The organism is Dissulfurirhabdus thermomarina, assembly GCF_012979235.1.
In the GTDB taxonomy this organism is placed as follows: domain Bacteria; phylum Desulfobacterota; class Dissulfuribacteria; order Dissulfuribacterales; family Dissulfurirhabdaceae; genus Dissulfurirhabdus; species Dissulfurirhabdus thermomarina.
Window position 1 is genome coordinate 1 of record NZ_JAATWC010000011.1, and the last position, 18,037, is coordinate 18,037.

Below are 18,037 nucleotides of genomic sequence, written 5' to 3' on the forward strand. Positions count from 1 at the left end.
GTAGCACCCGCCGCACGCACCCGGTTTGACACGGCGGGCGCCGCGGGGCACTATGCCCCCGACAGCGGCGCCCCGGCCCACGGCGGCGCCCGGAGAGAGACCGTGACGCCGGCCGCCCCCTCCATCGCCGAAAAGATCGCCCGGGCCCATGCCCTGATGGCCCGCCACGGCCCCGCCCTGCTGGCCGACGGCGAGGTCCGGGACCTCCTCGCCCGCTACCGGGAGGAGGTGGCCCGCACCCGCGATCTCATGCGGCGGCTCGGGGTGGTGGCCCTCTGCGCCCGGTGCGCCGAGCGGACCCCGGGCGGGACCTGCTGCGGCGAGGGCATAGAGGACTGGTACGACGAGTACCTCCTCCTCCTGAACCTCCTCCTGGAGACCCCCATCCCCGAAGAATCCGCCCTGCCGGGCCACTGCCGCTTCCTCGGCCCCGCGGGGTGCCGGCTCACGGCCCGCCACGACTTCTGCGTCAACTACCTCTGCCACCGGGTGCCCGAGAGCCTGGCCCCCGCCGCCCATGCCCGCCTCCAGGCCCAGAACGGGGCGGAGCTCTTCCTCGCCTGGCGCCTCGAGCGCCTGGTCCGGGAGCGCCTGGGCTGGCGGCCGGGCTGAAGCCCCGGGCGCGCGGCACGGGACCCGTGCCGGACGTGACCGGCGGCCCGGCCGGGGCAAGGCGGCCGGGGGACGCGGCCCGGATCTCCGGGCTCGAGATCCGGCCGGACCGCCGCGGCCTCCGGGACTTCCCGCCGGTGAGCTACCCGGCGCCCGACGGGCGCTGTCACGAGATCCGCCGGGGGGACTACACCTTCGAGGTCGGCCTCGACGGGGCGGTCCGGCGCATCCACTCCCGGCGGCCCGACTGGCCGGAACCCGGCGGCTACCTCCGGTGCGGGCTCGCCCACCGGTGGGTCTACCGGAGCCCCGCCCTCTACGGGGAGACCTTCGCCCTCACGGGCCGCCACTACCTGCCCCACGTCCTGGCCGGCGACCGGTGGACCGGCTGGGACCCGTGGGCGGGGCCGGCCCTGCACGAGGCGATCCGGGCGTGGGACGAGGCGGCGGCCCTGGCGGCGGAGCTGGCCCCCTCGGTATCGGAGCCGGCCCTTGCGGCCCTCCTCCGGCGCGTGGGGGCCCACGGCCGCGCCGGCCTCGAGCGCCGGGCCCGGCGGCTGCGCCGGATCCTGCGGGCCCCCCTCCCCGTCCTGCCGCCGGAGTGCGCCCGCGTGGACTACGCGGTGCTCCCCGTGATCTTGGCGGAGGGATGCCCGTCCGAGTGCCGCTTCTGCCGGTTCAGGACGGGGGCGGCCTTCCGGCGGCGGCCCTTGGAAGACGTCCGGGCCCAGGCGGAGGGACTCCGGGACCTCCTGGGGCCGGAACTGGTGAACTTCGCCTCGGTCTTCCTCGGCCAGAACGACGCCCTGGCCGCCGGGGCGGCGGCCGTGGTCGAGGCCGCGGAAGCGGTCCGTGAGGTCCTGCGCCCCCGGGAGGCCTACCACCGCCGGCCCAGGCTCTTCCTGTTCGCGGACCCGGCCGCCTTCCTCCAGCTCGACGACGCGGCGCTCGAGGCCCTCGGCGCCCTCCCCTTCGAGGGCATCCACGTGAACGTGGGTCTCGAGTCCCCGGACCCGGAGACCCTGGCCCGCCTCGGAAAGGCCCTCTACCCGGAGGCGGCGGCCGAGGTCCTCCGACGGGCCGAGGCCGTCAACCGCGCCCCGGGCCCCCTCGAGGTGGGGCTGAACTTCCTGGTCGGATCCGGCCTCCCGGACCGCCACCACCGGCGGCTCGAGGCGATCCTCACGGCCCCCGGCCGTCCCGTGCCGAAGGGCGCGGTCTACCTGGCCCCCCTGGACTGGCCCCCGGGCTCCTTCAGGGAACTGCGCCGGACGGTGCTCTCCCTGAAGGCCCGCTCCGCCTGGCCGGTCTTCCTCTACCCGGTGGAACCGGTCTAGGGTGGGATTCGCCCGGGGCCCTACCCGGGCAGGAGGAGCTCGAGGCCCGTGGCCGGGTCCCGGCGGCGGACCATCCCGGTGTCGAGGAGCTCGAGGAGCACCACCTCCGCCACGGTCCAGACGCGGACCCCCTCCCGGAGGCACCCCACGCGGGCCCGGTCCCCGCGGCCGAGGGCGCCGTGCACGTGGAGGCGGGGCCGGCCGTCCTCCCCCGGAAAGAGCGTCCCGGCGGCCACGACCTCGTGGACGCCCTCCACGGCCGCCCGAACGGGGACCGGCGGCCGCAGGGAACCGTCCGCCGGGCCCACCACCAGGGTCCCGCCGGCGGCCCCCCCGACGAGCAGGCAACAGGCCGCCGAGAGCTTCCGTTCCGCCGCGAAGGCCTCGATGCAGCCGGGGATTTCGTCCCCGTCCTCGAGCCGCAGCACGAAGACCCGGCCGATGCGCCCCTCGCGCGAGACCTTCACGCGGTTTCCCCCCCGTCGGCGCCGCCGGGCGCGTCCAGGCGGTACTTCGCCTCGTAGCCCCGGGGGGTCACCATCCGCCCGTTCCAGGTGAAGGTCCGGCTGTTGCCCACGATCACCGTGGTCTGCATGTCCACGTCGGCCCCGGCGAGTTCCCCGAGGGTGAGGACCCGGACCTCCTCGCCCCCGCGGGCGGCCCGCCGGACCACCCCTGCCGGGGTGGCCTCGGGCCGGTGGCGGAGGAGGATCTCCACGGCCTCGCCGAGCTGCCGCACCCGGCGGCGGCTCCGGGGGTTGTAGAGCACCAGCACGAAGTCCGCCGCGGCCGCGGCCTCGACCCGGCGGCGGATCACCTCCCACGGGGTAAGAAGATCGCTCAGGCTGACCACGGCGAAGTCGTGGACCAGGGGCGCCCCGAGGAGCGCCGCGCAGGCGTTCAAGGCGGAGATCCCCGGGACGACCCGGACCGGGAGCCCGGCGCCCTCCGGCCGGGTCCTGAGGACCTCGAAGACGAGCCCCGCCAGGGCGTAGATGCCCGGGTCCCCGCTGCAGACCAGGGCCACGCGGCGGCCCGAGAGGGCCTGGTCCACCGCGAACCGGCAGCGGTCCACCTCCTGGCGCATGCCGGTGGCATGGACCTCCTGGCCGGGCCGGAGGACCGGCGCCAGGAGATCCACGTAGGTCTTGTACCCCACCACCACCTCCGCCGCCCGCAGGCACTCGGCGGCGGCGGGGGGCAGCCACGCCGGGTCCCCCGGGCCTATGCCGACAACGTCCAGTCTCGCCGTGCCAGCGCGAATGTGACCGCTCCTTTCTTCTCCTTCGGGACCAGGAGACGCCCGCCGCCCGAGGCGAGGATCGCCGCGGGCTCGGCCACCCCGTGGGCCCCCACCGCCCGGGCCACCCGGGATGAAGGCCGGCGCACCGGGACCCGGTCGAGCTCCGCCGCCGGGAAGCAGTGCAGCGGGAGGTGCCAGCGCCGGGCCAGTTCCACGAGGCCCGGCTCGTCCCGCTTGACATCGATGGTGGCCAGGCAGAAGAGGGCCTCCCGGGCCGCGCCGTGGGCCTCGAGGAAGGCCTCGGCCTGCCGCTCCAGGACCGCCGCGGAGGTCCCCCGGTTGCACCCCACCCCCAGGGCGAGGACGGGCGGAAAGAGCCGCAGGATGGGAGAGGCGCCGGGCAGCTCGTAGGGGCTCACCACCACGTCGGCGGTCTCGACCTCGGCGGCGGCCTCGAGCCCCCGGGGCAGCGCCGCCACCCGGCAGTCGGTGTAGAGGGTGAGCCGACCCTTGGCCACCAGGGCCGAGGCGGCCAGCTTGAAGGCCTCGAAATCCCGGACGCGGAGGTCCCGTTCCATGGCCCAGGCGTCCAGGGCCACCAGGCCGAGGGTGTCCGAGGCCGTGGTGACCACGGCCTCTCCCCCCGTCAGCTCGGCCACGACCCGGGCCAGGTGGTTGGCCCCGCCGAGATGGCCGGAGAGGAGACTGACGGCGTGGCGCCCCCGCTCGTCCACCACCACCACCGCCGGGTCGGTGCGCTTGTCCTTGAGGTAGGGGGCGAGGAACCGGAGGACGATCCCCGCCGCCATGACGAAGACCAGGCCGCGCCCCCAGGCCCACCGGGCCTCCAGGGCCCCGGGACGCCGCAGATCGGCGTAGGGCAGGATCTCGGACCCCGGGACGGCGGCGGCGATCCGTTCCGCCAGGACCCGGCCGCCCGGGGTCACGTAGACCAGGGTGAGCCGTCCCCTGCTCCAGGCGGCGGGGGATGGGCCCTCCCCGGCGGGACCGGCGGGGGCCTCCGGAAAACCCGCCTCCGGGTAGGCATACCCACCGGAGTCCCACCCGTGGAAGGCCCCCGCCACTTTCGGCGGCGCCTCCGGGGCCGGCCCGGCCGCCGCCGGGGCCGACTCCGCCCAGGAGGGCGGCTCCGGCGCCCGCACCCGGGCGGAGTCGGCGGGCGGCCGCACCTCGGCCTCCCGGAAACCATGGCCGAAGGAAGGGGCATAGAGCAGGGAACGGCGGCCGAGGTCCAGCTCGGAGGCCGCCAGGGCCCGGCCCACCAGGATGACGGCGGTCTTCCGGATCCCCGCCCGTTCCGCCTCGTCCGCGATGGTGGCCAGAGTCCCCCGGACCACACGCTCGGCGGGACGACTCGCCTCCGCCACCACAACGGCCGGGGTGTCCGGCTCCCGGCCCCCGTCCACCAGGGCGCGGACCACCCGGCGGAGGTGGCCGGCGCTGAGGTAGAGCACCAGGGTCCCCCCCGCGGCGGCGAGCCGGGCGAGGTCCTCGCCGGGCGGGACGGGGGTCTTCCCCCCGATGCGGGAGAAGATCACGGTCTGGCTCACGCCGGGGATGGTGAGCTCCTGGCCGATGGCCGCGGCGGCGGCGAATCCCGCGGTGACCCCAGGGACGATCCGGTAGGGGATCCCCGCCCGCCTGAGGCCCTCGATCTGCTCCTGGACGGCGCTGTAGAGGGCGGGGTCGCCGGTGTGGAGGCGGACCACCCGCCGGCCGGCCCGGGCCGCCGACACCATGAGGTCCAGGGCCTCCTCGAGGGTCATCCCGGCGGAGCTGCGGACCTCAGCGCGGAGGCCGGCCACCACCTCGGCCGGTACCAGGGAGCCCGTGTAGAGGACGAGGTCGGCCTCCCGGAGGAGCCGGGCGCCGAGCACGGTGAGGAGCTCCGGGTCCCCGGGCCCCGCCCCCACGAAGGCGACGGGGTACGGCGGGGCGGAATGCTGCTCGGGATCCGGGTAGGGCGACATGGACGGGGCCTCGGCGGAAACGGGGTTCGAGGCCGAAGCTTAAACCACGGGCCCGGCGGCGACAACCGGCAGCCTGCGCCCGGCCCCGTCCCCCCTAGCCGCCGACCACGCTGGCCATCTTGAAGATGGGCAGATACATGGCGATGATGATGGAGCCCACGGACCCGCCGAGGAAGACGATCATGAAGGGCTCGATCATGCTGGTGAGCCCGTCCACGGCGGTGTCCACCTCCTCGTCGTAGAAGTCGGCGATCTTGTTCAGCATCTCGTCCAGGGCGCCGCTGGTCTCGCCCACCCCGATCATGGAGACCACCATGCTCGGGAAGATGCCGCTCTCCTCCAGGGGCTGGGCGATGGTCCGGCCCTCGCTGATGCTCGCCCGGACCTGGTAGATGGCCTCCTCCACGATGCGGTTGCCGGCGGTGCCGGCGGCCACGTTGAGGGCCTCGATGATGGCGACGCCGCTGTTCAGGAGGGTCCCGAGCGTCCGGGTGAACTTGGCCACCGCGACCTTCTTGAGAAGGATCCCGAAGACCGGGGCCTTGAGGAGGAGCCGGTCCACCACCTTCCGCCCGGCGTCGGTGGCGTAGTAGCGCTTGAAGAGGAAGACGGCCACCACGGCGGCCCCGATCCCGGCGAGGAAGTACTTCTTGACCAGCTTGCTGATGTCGATGACCAGCTGGGTGGGCCCGGGGAGGGCCCCGCCGAAGTCGGCGAACATCTTCTCGAAGGTGGGGATCACGAAGATCATGATCACCGCGAGGACGCCGCCCGCGATGCAGAGGACGATGGCCGGGTAGGTCATGGCGCTCTTCACCTTGGCCTTCAGCCGCTCGGCCTTTTCCATGTACTCGGCCAGGCGGTTCAGGACCTCGTCGAGGTTGCCGCCGATCTCGCCGGCCTGGACCATGTTGCAGTAGAGCCCGTCGAACTGCTTGGGATGCTTGCGGAGGGCGTCGGCGAAGGTCCCGCCGCCCTCCACGTCGGCCTTGATCCCCTTCAGGATGACCTGGAAGGTCTTGTTCTCCTGCTGGGTGGCCAGGACGTCCAGGGCCTGGATGAGCGGGAGCCCCGCGTCGATCATGGTGGAGAGCTGGCGGGTGAAGACCACCACGTCCTTGGTCTTCACCTTGGGCTGGAGGAAGGCGACGTTCTCGAAGAGGTCCTTGGGCTTCTTCTTGACCTTGGTGGGGGTGATGCGCTGGCGCTGGAGGACGAGGCGCAGGGTCTTCTCGTCCTGGGCCTCGAGCTCGCCCTTGCGCTTCTCCCCGCTCCGCGTGGTCCCTTCCCAGATGTAGACCGGCATGGCTGCTGCTCCTTCGCCCTCGGGCGGTTTCCCGGCGTCCGGCGGCCGAGCGCCTCACTCCCTCCTATCGGCCCCGGGCCCGCCGGACTTGAGGCCCGGGGCGGCGCCCCCGGGGGGCTAGGATTCCGGCAGGCGCCGGCGGACCTCGGCGGCGGAGAGCCCCGCGAGGAGGAAGGCCTTCTCGCGTCCCCGCGCCCCGGCCCGGAGCCGGACCCTGGACCGGGCAAGGCCGAAGAACTTGGCCAGAAACCGGGTGCACGCCTCGTTGGCCGCGCCCTCCACCGGCGGGGCCTGGACCCGGAGCCGCACGAGGTCGCCGTGGCGGCCCGCGAATTCCGTCCGGGAGGCCCGGGGCTGCACCCGGACCCGGAGGACGGCCCCCTCCGGGGTGTCCGCGAGGTACGGGGGAAGGTCCACGGCGCCCGGCCCCGTTACCCTTCCCCCGGGATCCGGCCGCACCCCTTCGCCAACCGGGCCCCCAGGGCCTGGGCCGCCCGGAAGCAGCGGCCGAAACCCTCCATGTCGCCCGCCGCCAGGAGGGCGCGAAGCCGCTCCGCCTTGCCGCAGAAGCGGTCCAGCACCGCGGCGGCATGGGGGTTCCCCCCCTGGATGGCGGCGTAGAGGGCCGGGTCCTGCTGGGCGAGGCGGGCGAGGATCTCCACCTGGCGCTGGAAGCTGGGGGTGGCCAGGGCGGCGATGTCGCACAGCTCCGCCGCCGTGGTCTCGGCGGCGGCCTGCCCAAGCGCCACCAGGATGAAGTGGTTGAGCGCCTGGACCCAGGCCATGGCCCGGTCGTGGCGCTCCGCGGAAAGGACCACGGTCTGGACCCCGCGGCGCCGGAAGACGCCCTCCCACCAGCGGATCCACACCTCGCCCCGCCCGGGGCAGAGGGCCACCCGGAGGCCCGCCGCCTCGGTCTCCCCGGGGCCGAAGAGGGGATGGGTGCCGGCCACCTCGCACCGGGCCGCCTCCAGCATGACCGCCACCTGGGGCGCCTTGAGGGAACAGAGGTCGGTGAGGAAGGCCGCTTCCCGCATCCGGGGTCCCACCCGGGCGGCCACCTCCCCGAAGGCCTCCATGGGGACGGCCAGGATCACCACGTCGCACCGGGCCGCCAGGTCCTCCGGCGAAAGGGACGTCGCGAGATCCGCCACGAGCACCTCGTATCCCTCCCCCCGGAGGAAGGCCTCGAACCAGCGGCCCATCCGCCCGAGCCCCCCCACGATCCCGATCACGGGGGCGGCCACGGGCGGCGGCGGGAACCCGGATGGGTCCGTCATCGTCCCTCCCCCGGCCAGTCGATCGCCTGGCCCTGCCCCCGGGCCCGGAGGACGTGGTCGGCCAGCACCAGGCGCACCATGGCCTGGCAGACCGGCACGATGCGCGGGATGGCCGAGGCGTCGTGCCGGCCCCCCACGCGGAGTTCCACGGCCTCGCCCCGGAGGTTCACGGTCCGCTGCGGGCGGGCGATGGAGGGGATGGGCTTCACCGCCGCCCGGATCACCAGCTCGTCGCCGTTGGAGATCCCGGCGAGGATCCCGCCAGCGTTGTTTCCCTCGAAGCCGGCCGGGGTGATGGGGTCGTTGTGCTCGGACCCGGTCATCTCCGCGGCCCGGAACCCAGCCCCGATCTCCACGCCCTTCACCGCGCCGATGGACATGAGGGCCCCGGCGAGTTCCCCGTCGAGCTTCCCGAAGACGGGCTCCCCGAGCCCGGCCGGCACCCCGGCGGCCCGCACCTCCACCACGCCGCCCACGGAGTCGCCCGCCGCCCGGGCCTCGGCCACCCGGGCCTCCATCCGGGCGGCGGCCTCCGGGTCGGGGCAGAAGAGGCGGTTGGTCTCGATGGCCTCCGGGTCGAAGGCGCGGGCCCGGACCCCCCCGAGGGCCACGGTGTACGCCGTCACCCGGATGCCCAGGCGGTCGAGGAGGACCTGGGCCACGGCCCCCGCCGCCACCCGGGCGGCGGTCTCCCGCCCGGAGGCCCGGCCGCCGCCCCGGTGGTCCCGGATGCCGTACTTGGCCTGGTAGGTGATGTCCCCGTGGCCGGGCCGGAAGACCTCCCGCAGGGCGTCGTAGGCCTCGCTCCGGGCGTCCCGGTTCCAGATGAGGAGCGAGATGGGCGTCCCGGTGGTCCGCCCCTCGAAGACGCCGGAGAGGATCTCCACCCGGTCGGGCTCCGACCGGGCGGTCTCCGCGGGGCCGCCCTTTCCGGGACGGCGGAGATCCAAGGCGGCCTGGACCACCGCCTCGGTGAGGGGCAGGCGGGGCGGGCAGCCGTCGATCACCGCCCCGATGGCCGGGCCGTGGGATTCGCCCCAGGTGGTCACCCGGAAGAGCTGGCCGAAGGTGTTGCCGGGCATGGTCATCCCTCCTCCCGTCCCGGCGGACGGATCATGGCGGCGATCCGGTCCGCGATCTCCTCAGGCCCGGACCCCTCGGTGTCCACCTCGGCGTGGGCCCAGGCCGCATACAGGGGCGCCCGCTCGGCCAGGACCCGCCGCACCTCCGCCTCGGGCGAGGCCCCCGCCACCAGAGCGGGACGGCGGCGCCCGGTGCCCGGGTCGGCGGCGAGCCGCCGCAGGACGGTCTCCACCCCGGCCTTGAGCCATACCACCAACGCCCGCCGCCGGGCAAGCTCCCGGAGGGAGGCATGGAGCACCACCCCGCCGCCGCCCGCGAGGACCAGCCGGCCCGGAGCCTCGAGTAGCTCGGCGAGGAGGGCCGCCTCGCGCCGGCGGAAGCCCTCCCACCCCTCCGCGGCCACGATCTCGGCGATGGACCGGCCGGCCGCCGCCTCGATCCGCTGATCGAGGTCCGCGAACGGCCAGGCAAGGCGCCGGGCGAGGACCCCGCCCACGGCGCTCTTCCCCGTGGCCCGGGCGCCCACCAGGAGGACCTTCTCCTTCATGCCCCGGCCCCGACGAGCCCCTCGAAGACCTCCCAGAAGCCGGGAAACGACTTGGCCACGCACCCCGGGTCCCGGATCCGGAGGCCGGGGACCCGCAGCCCCGCCACCGCGAAGGACATGGCCATCCGGTGGTCGTCGTAGGTGGCCACCTCGGCGGGGCGGAGGCGGCCGCCGCCCCGGACCACCAGCCCGTCCGGGCGTTCCTCGGCCGAAACCCCCAGCCGGACGAGCTCCGTCACCACCGACCGGATCCGGTCGGACTCCTTGATGCGCAGGTGCGCCACGCCGGTCACCACGGTCTCCCCCCGGGCGAAGGCGGCCACCACGGCCAGGGTGGGCACCACGTCGGGCCACCGCCCCATGTCCACCTCGATGCCGCGAAGCTCCCCCTCCGGCGGCCCCTCCACGGTGACCCCCTCGGCCGACTTCTCCACCCGGCACCCCATCCGGCCGAGGAGATCGGCGAAGGCGGCGTCCCCCTGGAGGGCCTCCGCCGGGACGTTGGCCACGGTGACCCGCCCGCCCGTCACCGCGGCCGCCGCCCAGAAGTAGGACGCGCTGGAGGCGTCGCCCTCCACGGCGTAGTCCGCCGGCCGGTAGGCCCGGCGCGGCACCCGGAACCGGCGGTCCTCCGAGACCTCCACCCGAACCCCGAAGGCCGCCATCACCGCCGTGGTGAGGTCCACGTAGGGCCGGGAGACCAGGGGCCCGGAGAGGACGATCTCGGCGGGACGGCGGGCGCAGGGGGCGGCGAGGAGCAGCGAGGAGAGGAACTGGCTGCTCTTCGAGGCATCGAGCCGGGTCTCGCCGCCCTCGATCCCGCCGCCGTGGACCTCCACGGGCGGGCACCCCGTCCCGTGGAGGCTCTCGGCCCGGACCCCCCAGCCCCGAAGGGCCTCGAGCAAGGGCCCGATGGGTCGCTGGGCCATCCGCGGCGTCCCGGTGAGGCGGACCGCCGCCGGCGCCAGGGCCGCCACCGAGGCCAGGAAGCGGATGCCGGTCCCGTTGTTGCCGAGGTAGAGCTCCCCCGCCGGGGCCGCGACCCGGCAGCCCCGCCCCCGGACCCGCCAGGCCTCCGTCCCCGTGTCGAAACCGACGCCCAGGGCCCCGAGGGCCTCCCGGAGGAGCCGGGTGTCCTCGCTGTCGAGGGGGCCAAAGAGGCGGCTCGTCCCCTCGGCCAGGGCCGCGGCCACCAGGGCCCGCTGGGTGAGGCTCTTGGACCCGGGCACCCGGACGACGCCCCGGACGGGTCCGGCCGCCGCCGAAACGCGCCTGGAGGCCCCGGCCGCCACGCTCAGCCCTCCTCCCCCAGGCCCCGGTACAGCGCCGCCTCCATGGCCGCCGCGGGGGCCGGGCGCCCGGTCCAGAGCTCGAACTGGGCCGCCGCCTGGTAAAGGAGCATCCGGAGCCCGTTCACCACCCGGCATCCCGCGGCCGCGGCCTCCCGGAGGAGCCGCGTCTCCACCGGAGCGTAGACGATGTCCATGACCACCCGGAAGCCCGGGAGCCGGTCCGCCGGGACCGGCGTCTCGCCGGCGGCGGGGGCCATGCCCACCGGGGTGGTGTTGACCAGGACGTCGGCCTCCCCGGGCATCTCCGAAAGGCCCGAGAAGGTGCCTCCGCAGAGGGCGGCCACCGCCCGGGCCCGTTCCGGCGTCCGGTTGGCCACGTGGACCGAGGCCCCCCGCTCGGCCGCCCCCACCGCCACCGCCCGGGCCGCCCCCCCGGCCCCCAGCACCACCACCCGCCGGCCGGCCAAGGGGATCGCCTCCTCGAGGGCCCGGACGGCCCCGGCGGCATCGGTGTTGGCCCCCAAGAGGCGCCCGTCGCGGTGGATCACGGTGTTGACCGCGCCGATGCGCCGCGCCGGCGGATCCACTTCGTCCAGCAGGGGCAGGACGGCCTCCTTGTGGGGGATGGTCACGGAGAGCCCCCCGATGCCGAGTGCCCGCGCCCCGGCCAGCGCGGCCGCCGGGTCCGTGACGTCGAAGGCCAGGTAGACCGCGTTTTCGCCCGCCGCCAGGAAGGCCGCGTTGTGCATGGCCGGGCTCAGGCTGTGCCGGACGGGATGCCCGATGATCCCGTAGAGCCGGGTCTGCGTGTCCACCGGTCTCCGCACCGGGGGTCGCTCCTCCATGCGCCGCGGCGTCATCCGGCCTCGGCGGCCAGGCGGGCCCGGACCCATCCGAGGAGGCTCCCCTCGGCGAGGATCCGGCGGTCCCGTTCCCCGAGGTCCAGGCGGACATCGAAGGTCCCGCCGCCGCCGAGGCGGACCGTCACGGTCTCGGCCCCGGCCAGGAGCGCCCTCCGGAGGCCGGGGATGGCGAGGCGGTCGCCCTGGCGCACCCGGTCGTAGTCGGCCGGGTCCGCGAAGGTCATGGGCACGATGCCGAAGTTGACGAGGTTGGCCTTGTGGATGCGGGCGAAGCCCTTGGCCAGCTTCGCCCGGACGCCGAGGTAGCGGGGGGCGAGGGCGGCGTGCTCCCGGGAGGAGCCCTGCCCGTAGTTGTCGCCGCCCACCACGATGCCGCCGCCGGCCCGCTCCGCCCGCTCCGCGAAGGAGGGGTCCACCGACTCGAATACGAACCGGCTGATGGCCGGGACGTTGCTGCGGAGGGGGAGGACGCGGCTCCCGGCGGGCATGATGTGATCGGTGGTGATGTTGTCGCCCACCTTGAGGAGCACCTCCAGGTCGAGGTCCTCCGGCAGGACGTCGAACTCGGGCAGGGGCCGGATGTTGGGCCCCCTGAGGACCTCGACCCCGCTCCCGTCGGCCGGGGGCGGCAGGATCCCCGCGTCGTTGATGATGTAGCGGGCGGGGAGCCGGATCTCCGGGGCCGCCCCGAGCTCCCTCGGGTCGGTGATGACCCCCCGGATGGCCGCCGCCACGGCGGTCTCGGGGCTGCAGAGGTAGACCTGGTCGTCCTTGGTGCCGCTGCGCCCGGGGAAGTTCCGGGTGAAGGTCCGGAGCGAGACCCCGCCCGTCGGCGGCGCCTGGCCCATGCCGATGCAGCCGAGGCACCCGCACTGCTGGATCCGGGCGCCGGCGTGGATGAGGGTGCGGAGGTGGCCCTCGGCGTCGGCGTTCTCCAGGACCTGGCGGCTGCCGGGGTTGACCTCGAGGCTGACCCACTCGTGGACGGTCCGGCCCTCGAGGGCCCGGGCCACCACGGCGATGTCCCGGAGCGAGGAGTTGGCGCAAGAGCCCACCAGGACCTGGGCCACGGGCCGCCCCGCCACCTCGCGGACGGGGACCACGTTGTCCGGGGAGGAGGGACAGGCGACCATGGGTTCCAGGGCCGAGAGATCGACCTCGATCACCTCGGCGTAGTCGGCGTCGGGGTCGGCGGCGAGCGGCCGCCAGTCCCGTTCCCGGTCCTGGGCCGCCAGGAAGGCCCGGGTGACCTCGTCGGAGGGGAAGACCGTGCCGGTGGCCCCGAGCTCGGTCCCCAGGTTGGCGATGGCGGCCCGGTCCGTGGCGGAGAGCCCGGAGAGCCCGGGCCCGAAGTACTCCATGACCTTGCCCACGCCCCCTTTGACGGTGAGGCGCCGGAGCAGCTCGAGGATCACGTCCTTGGCCGAGACCCAGGGCCGGAGCGCCCCGACGAGGCGCACCCCCACCACCTCCGGCATCCGCAGGTGGAAGGGCTGGCCGGCCATGGCCATGGCCACGTCGAGCCCGCCGGCCCCCATGGCCAGCATACCGCAGCCGCCGGCGGTGGGGGTGTGGCTGTCCGAGCCGAGGAGGGTCTTCCCGGGCACGGCGAAGCGCTCGAAGTGCACCTGGTGACAGATCCCGTTGCCGGGGCGGGAGAAATGGACACCGTAGCGGGCCGCGATGGACTGGAGGAAGCGGTGGTCGTCGGCGTTGCGGAAGTCGGACTGGAGGAGGTTGTGGTCCACGTAGCTCACCGAGAGCTCCGTGCGGACCCGGTCGAGCCCGATGGCCTCGAACTCGAGGTAGGCCATGGTGCCGGTGGCGTCCTGGGTGAGGGTCTGGTCGATCCGGAGGGCGATGGGGCTCCCCGGGGTCATCTCCCCCTCCACGAGGTGGTCGGCGATGATCTTCTCGGTGACGGTGAGGCCCATGGATTTCGGTTCTCCTTGGCGGCGGGTCCGCGGGACCCAGGCATTATAGGGAAAGCCCCCCGGGCGGGCAACCCGGCCGGGGAGGCCCGGCGGCCGCATGTTGCTTGACAGGGCGAAGCCGCCCTTGATACAAGCGAACTAGGAGATCGGCCCGTCGACCGCGGGAACGGCCCTTCGGCCGGGGCCGGATGTCACCAACAACGGCGCGCCTGCGGCGTTTGCCCCAAATCGGAAAGGAGGCTGCCATGGCGGACGTGAAGAACATCCTCTTCCCCGTCGACTTCACCGAGAGTTCCCTCAAGGTCCTTCCCTACGCGCGGCTCCTGACCGAGAAGTTCGGCGCCAAGCTCCACCTCATCTACGTGATCCGGGGCCCCGAACAGTACACGGGCTTCGAGCTCGGTTCGGCCTGGTTCAGCACCTACGAGTCCGAGCTCCGCAAGGGCGCCGCCAAGGCCATGGAGAACTTCGTGGACGAACACCTCCACGACGCCCCGCCCGCCTCCGCCAGCGTGGTCATGGGCGACATCGTGGACGAGATCCTCAAGAAGGCCGAAGAGGTGGACGCCGACCTGGTGGTGGTGGGCACCCACGGCCGAAAGGGCCTCGAGAAGATGGTCTTCGGCAGCGTGGCCGAGGGCGTCGTCCGGCGCGCCGCCTGCCCGGTCCTCACGGTGAACCCCTTCAAGCAGCGCTGATCCCCGCGGGGCGGCGCAACCCGCCGCCCCCGCCTTCTCCCCCCATCCACTTGACCACCGCCCCCAAGACCCCGGACGTCCTCGTCACCACCCACGTCAACGCGGACTTCGACGCGGTGGCCTCCGCCATGGCGGCGGCCCGGCTCCACCCCGGCGCCGTGGTGGTCCTGCCCGGATCCACGGAGCGGACCATCCGGCGCTTCCTCGAGCGCCCCTCGGCGCCGCCCATCCCCCTGGCCCGGCTCCGAGAGGTGGACCTGGCCGCCGTGCGCCGCCTGGTGGTGGTGGACACCCGGAGCCGGGGGCGCATCGGGCCCCTGGCGGACCTCCTGGACGATCCCCGGGTGGCGGTGACGGTCTTCGACCACCACGGACCGGCCCCCGACGACATCCCCGCGGCGGAGATCCACGAGCGGCCCGTGGGCGCCAACACCACCCTCATGGTGGCCCTCCTCCGGGAACGGGGGCTCGCGGTCACCCCCGAGGAGGCCACCCTCCTCTCCCTGGGGATCTACGAGGACACCGGCTCCTTCACCTTCGTCTCCACCACGCCGGCGGACCTCGAGGCCGCGGCCTGGACCCTGGAGATGGGGGCGGATCTCAAGGTCGTCTCCGACCACCTCGGCCCCCGCCTCACCCCCCAGCACGTGGCGCTCCTGAACGACCTCCTCGAGACCGCCGCCACCTACACCCTCTCGGGCATCCCGGTCACCGTGGCCAAGACCGCCATCCCGGGCTACCTCGAGGACTTCGCGGTCCTGGTCCACGAGCTCATGGACATGGAGAAGCTCCGGGTCCTCTTCGCCCTGGCCTTCATGGAGGACCGCGTCCTGGTGGTGGGCCGGAGCCGGGAGGAGCGGGTGGACGCGGGCCGGGTGCTCAAGGCCCTCGGCGGCGGGGGCCATCCCTCGGCCGCCTCCGCCACCCTGCGCGGCGCCACCCTGGCCGAGGCGGAAGAGCGGCTGCTCGCCGAGCTCCACCGCCAGCTCGGCACCCAGCCCAGGGTCCGGGACGTCATGTCGTACCCCGTGCTCTCCCTGCCGCCGGAGACCCCCATCTCCGAGGTCCACGACGCCCTGACCCGCTACGGCATCACCGTGATCCCCCTGGTGGAGGAGGGGCGGATCCTGGGCATCATCTCCCGGCGGACCGTGGAGAAGGCCATCTACCACGGGCTCGCGCACCTGCCCGCCCGGGAATACATGACCACGGAATTCCAGGCGGCGGCCCCCTCGGACCCCCTAGACCGGGTCCAGGACCTCATCGTCCAGGGGCGCCAGCGCTTCGTGCCCGTGGTGGAGGACGGCCGGCTGGTGGGAGTCATGACCCGGACGGACCTCCTCCAGATCCTGAGCGGGGACGCGGCCCGCCGGCCCGAGCCCCTGGTGGAGGGCCGGGGCCAGCAGAAGAACGTGGCCGCCCTCCTCCGGGAGCGGATCCCCGCCGGGGTCGTGGACCTCCTCCGGGAAGGCGGCGAGGTGGCCGAGGCCCTGGGATTCCAGGTCTACGTGGTGGGCGGCTTCGTCCGGGACCTCCTCCTCAGGGAGCCCAACCTCGACGTGGACCTCGTGGTGGAAGGCGACGGGATCGCCTTCGCCCGGGAGCTGGCGGCGCGGCGCGGGGGCCGGGTCCGGCCCCACGAGAAGTTCGGCACCGCCGTGGTGGTGCTCCCCGACGGCTTCAAGGTGGACGTCGCCACCGCCCGCTGGGAATACTACGAGTACCCGGCCGCCATGCCCACGGTGGCCCTCTCGTCCATCAAGCTCGACCTCTACCGGCGCGACTTCACCATCAACACCCTGGCGGTCAAGCTGAACCCGAGGGAATTCGGCCTCCTGGTGGACTTCTTCGGCGGGCAGCGGGATCTCAAGGATAAGGTCATCCGGGTCCTCCACAGCCTGAGCTTCGTGGAGGACCCCACCCGGGTCTTCCGGGCGGTGCGCTTCGAGCAGCGCTTCGGGTTCACCATCGGCAAGCACACCCTCCGGCTCATCCGGAACGCCGTCCGGTTGAACGTCTTCCAGCGCCTGTCCGGCCCGCGGCTCCGGAACGAGATCCGGCACATCCTCGACGAGCCGGACCCGGTCCCCGCCCTGGCCCGCCTGGAAGAGCTCCAGGTCCTCCCGGTCCTCCACCCGGGGCTCCGGCTGGACAAGGAGACCCGGGAAGTCCTCGCCCGCACCTACGACGTCCTGGCCTGGTACGAGCTCCTCTACCGGCCGGAACGCCCCCGGCGCTGGGCCCTCCACCTGCTCGCCCTCGCCTCGGGCCTCCCCGGCGAGGCCCGGGCCGCCCTCATGGAACGGCTAGCCCTGGCGGGTGACCGGCACCGGGTCTTCACCCGCGGTCCCGCCGAAGCCCGGGAGCGGGCGACGGCCGCCGACCGGGAAGGGCTCCGTGACAGCGAGCTTTTCGCCCTCTTCCACGGCCGCGAGATCGAGGAGGTCCTCCTCGCCCTGGTCCTGGCGAGATCCGAGCGGGCGCGCCGGCGGATCTCCCGTTTCATCACCGACCTCCAGGACGTGCGCCCGCATCTGCGGGGCGGCGACCTCCTGGCCCTCGGGCACCGGCCGGGGCCGGTCATCGGCCGGATCCTGGAGCGCCTGCTGGCGGCCCGGCTGGACGGCGAGGTCACCACCCGGGAGGAGGAGCTGGCGCTCGTCCGACGGGAATTCCCCGCCCCCTGACCCGGAACGGGGCATTTGCCCCACACGTGCGCCCCCTGCCCCATCCACCGGGGCCGCGGCCGGCCCCCGCCCCGCCCCTCGGCCCGGGCCGCACCCGCGGTCCCCCGGCGCCGGGGCGACCCGAGACGCCCCGGGAACGGCCCTTGCACGACTTCGTCTCGAGGCCCCCGCCCGAAGGGGCCGGACACCACGCCCCGGAGGTCGCCGGCGATGCCACGCCCGCCCCGGATATCGAGGTCTCTCCTCGCGCTCGTCTTTCTGCTGGGCACGACGCCCGCCGGCCCGGCCGGGGCCGGCGCCGGCCCCGTGCTCTCGGTGCAGGACTGCGCCAAGTGCCACAAGGAGGCCCCGAGGGACATCGAGAGCGGCGGCGGCGCCCACAAGAGCGAAGTCACCTGCCTCGACTGCCACGACGGCCACCCGCCGGAAAAACGGGAGATCATCCCGGCGTGCAGCCGCTGCCACGCCGACGGCGCCCACTTCCAGGTCAAGGGCTGCCTCGGCTGCCACCGCAACCCCCACACGCCCCTCGAGATCACCCTCGAGGGCAACGCCACCGCGGCCTGCATGACCTGCCACGAGGAGCCCGGCGTCCAGCTCCGGGACTTCAAGAGCTTCCACAGCACCATGACCTGCAACGCCTGCCATCGCCGGCACGGGCTGGTGCCCCGGTGCCTCGACTGCCACGAGCCCCATGCCCCGGCCATGGTCCAGGCTGACTGCACCCGGTGCCACCGGGCCCACATGCCCCTCCAGGTGGCCTACGCCCCCGATCTCCCCGCCGCCCTCTGCGCAGCCTGCCACGAGGAGAAGGCGGCGCTGCTCGCCGCCGGCGGGACCCGCCACAAGGATCTCGGCTGCGCCAAGTGCCACCAGGCCAAGCACAAGATGGTGCCCAAATGCGCCGATTGCCACGGGGTGCCGCACCCCGCGGGCATCCTCGCCAAGTTCCCCCGGTGCGAGGACTGCCACAAGGACGCCCACGACCTCAACCACTGGACGGTGGCCCGGGCCGCCCCGGCCGCCACCCCGAAGCCGTGAACCGGCGGCCGGTCCGGATACCGGGGGGCCGCCAGGGAAAGGGAAAGGCAAGGGCTGGAGACCGTTTCCACCCATACGGGGCACATGGCGCCGATTGCGGAAGGGCATCCCTGGATTTTGTCG

The 18,037-nt window shown here is 74.3% G+C and carries 16 protein-coding genes; 5 read left to right on the plus strand and 11 right to left on the minus strand.

The features are described 5' to 3' along the window. Both HCU62_RS10625 and HCU62_RS10630 read left to right on the plus strand, forming a co-directional pair. Positions 1-612: hypothetical protein (locus HCU62_RS10625; protein WP_220096331.1), on the plus strand; the 612-nt coding region annotated here is incomplete at its 5' end. A 26-nt stretch (positions 613-638) separates the two neighbouring features. Next, positions 639-1,949 carry a radical SAM protein gene (locus tag HCU62_RS10630; protein WP_163298940.1) on the plus strand — a complete coding sequence of 437 codons (1,311 nt, stop codon included), beginning with the start codon at positions 639-641 and terminating at the stop codon, positions 1,947-1,949. A gap of 20 nt (positions 1,950-1,969) precedes the next feature. Here the strand turns inward: HCU62_RS10630 and HCU62_RS10635 are convergent, their stop codons facing one another. The 11 genes from HCU62_RS10635 to HCU62_RS10695 form a co-directional block, all read right to left on the minus strand. Further along, the gene (locus tag HCU62_RS10635) at positions 1,970-2,416 is read right to left on the minus strand and encodes a PPC domain-containing DNA-binding protein (RefSeq protein WP_163298939.1); all 447 of its coding nucleotides are present in this window, start codon (positions 2,414-2,416) and stop codon (positions 1,970-1,972) included. Next, positions 2,413-3,213: a precorrin-3B C(17)-methyltransferase gene (gene cobJ / locus HCU62_RS10640; protein ID WP_343066734.1), complete on the minus strand. Its 801-nt coding sequence runs from the start codon at positions 3,211-3,213 to the stop codon at positions 2,413-2,415. Before cobJ ends, HCU62_RS10635 begins: the two co-directional genes overlap by 4 nt. Continuing rightward, positions 3,174-5,183 (minus strand): precorrin-4 C(11)-methyltransferase, encoded by a 2,010-nt coding sequence (gene cobM, locus HCU62_RS12310; RefSeq protein WP_163298938.1) that lies wholly within the window; start codon positions 5,181-5,183, stop codon positions 3,174-3,176. Before cobM ends, cobJ begins: the two co-directional genes overlap by 40 nt. A gap of 94 nt (positions 5,184-5,277) precedes the next feature. Then, entirely contained in the window at positions 5,278-6,489 is a 1,212-nt protein-coding gene (locus HCU62_RS10660; RefSeq protein WP_163298937.1) for a type II secretion system F family protein, read from the minus strand. 117 nt (positions 6,490-6,606) lie between these two features. Then, the gene (locus tag HCU62_RS10665; protein WP_163298936.1) at positions 6,607-6,906 is read right to left on the minus strand and encodes a DUF167 domain-containing protein; all 300 of its coding nucleotides are present in this window, start codon (positions 6,904-6,906) and stop codon (positions 6,607-6,609) included. A gap of 14 nt (positions 6,907-6,920) precedes the next feature. Then, positions 6,921-7,769 (minus strand): prephenate dehydrogenase/arogenate dehydrogenase family protein, encoded by an 849-nt coding sequence (locus tag HCU62_RS10670; RefSeq protein WP_163298935.1) that lies wholly within the window; start codon positions 7,767-7,769, stop codon positions 6,921-6,923. After that, entirely contained in the window at positions 7,766-8,851 is a 1,086-nt protein-coding gene (aroC, locus tag HCU62_RS10675; protein ID WP_163298934.1) for a chorismate synthase, read from the minus strand. The genes HCU62_RS10670 and aroC overlap by 4 nt, the downstream gene beginning before the upstream one ends. Positions 8,852-8,853: 2 nt before the next feature. Further along, the gene (locus tag HCU62_RS10680) at positions 8,854-9,399 is read right to left on the minus strand and encodes a shikimate kinase (protein ID WP_163298933.1); all 546 of its coding nucleotides are present in this window, start codon (positions 9,397-9,399) and stop codon (positions 8,854-8,856) included. After that, positions 9,396-10,691 (minus strand): 3-phosphoshikimate 1-carboxyvinyltransferase, encoded by a 1,296-nt coding sequence (aroA, locus tag HCU62_RS10685; protein ID WP_169755621.1) that lies wholly within the window; start codon positions 10,689-10,691, stop codon positions 9,396-9,398. The genes HCU62_RS10680 and aroA overlap by 4 nt, the downstream gene beginning before the upstream one ends. 2 nt (positions 10,692-10,693) lie before the next feature. Continuing rightward, complete coding sequence (locus HCU62_RS10690; RefSeq protein WP_169755623.1) at positions 10,694-11,536, minus strand: shikimate dehydrogenase; 843 nt, start codon at positions 11,534-11,536, stop codon at positions 10,694-10,696. A gap of 11 nt (positions 11,537-11,547) precedes the next feature. Next, positions 11,548-13,488, minus strand: coding sequence for an aconitate hydratase (locus tag HCU62_RS10695; RefSeq protein ID WP_163299786.1), 1,941 nt, complete (start codon positions 13,486-13,488; stop codon positions 11,548-11,550). 245 nt (positions 13,489-13,733) lie between these two features. Between HCU62_RS10695 and HCU62_RS10700 the strand changes: the two genes are divergently transcribed. From HCU62_RS10700 to HCU62_RS10710, 3 genes are all read left to right on the plus strand, one after another. Next, a complete protein-coding gene (locus HCU62_RS10700; RefSeq protein ID WP_163299783.1) occupies positions 13,734-14,186 on the plus strand; it encodes a universal stress protein in 453 nt (150 codons plus the stop codon). 50 nt (positions 14,187-14,236) lie between these two features. Then, positions 14,237-16,873 (plus strand): CBS domain-containing protein, encoded by a 2,637-nt coding sequence (locus tag HCU62_RS10705; RefSeq protein ID WP_246325469.1) that lies wholly within the window; start codon positions 14,237-14,239, stop codon positions 16,871-16,873. A gap of 210 nt (positions 16,874-17,083) precedes the next feature. Then, positions 17,084-17,914, plus strand: a complete 831-nt coding sequence (locus HCU62_RS10710; RefSeq protein WP_163297567.1) for a cytochrome c3 family protein — start codon at positions 17,084-17,086, stop codon at positions 17,912-17,914. Positions 17,915-18,037 lie beyond the last annotated feature (123 nt).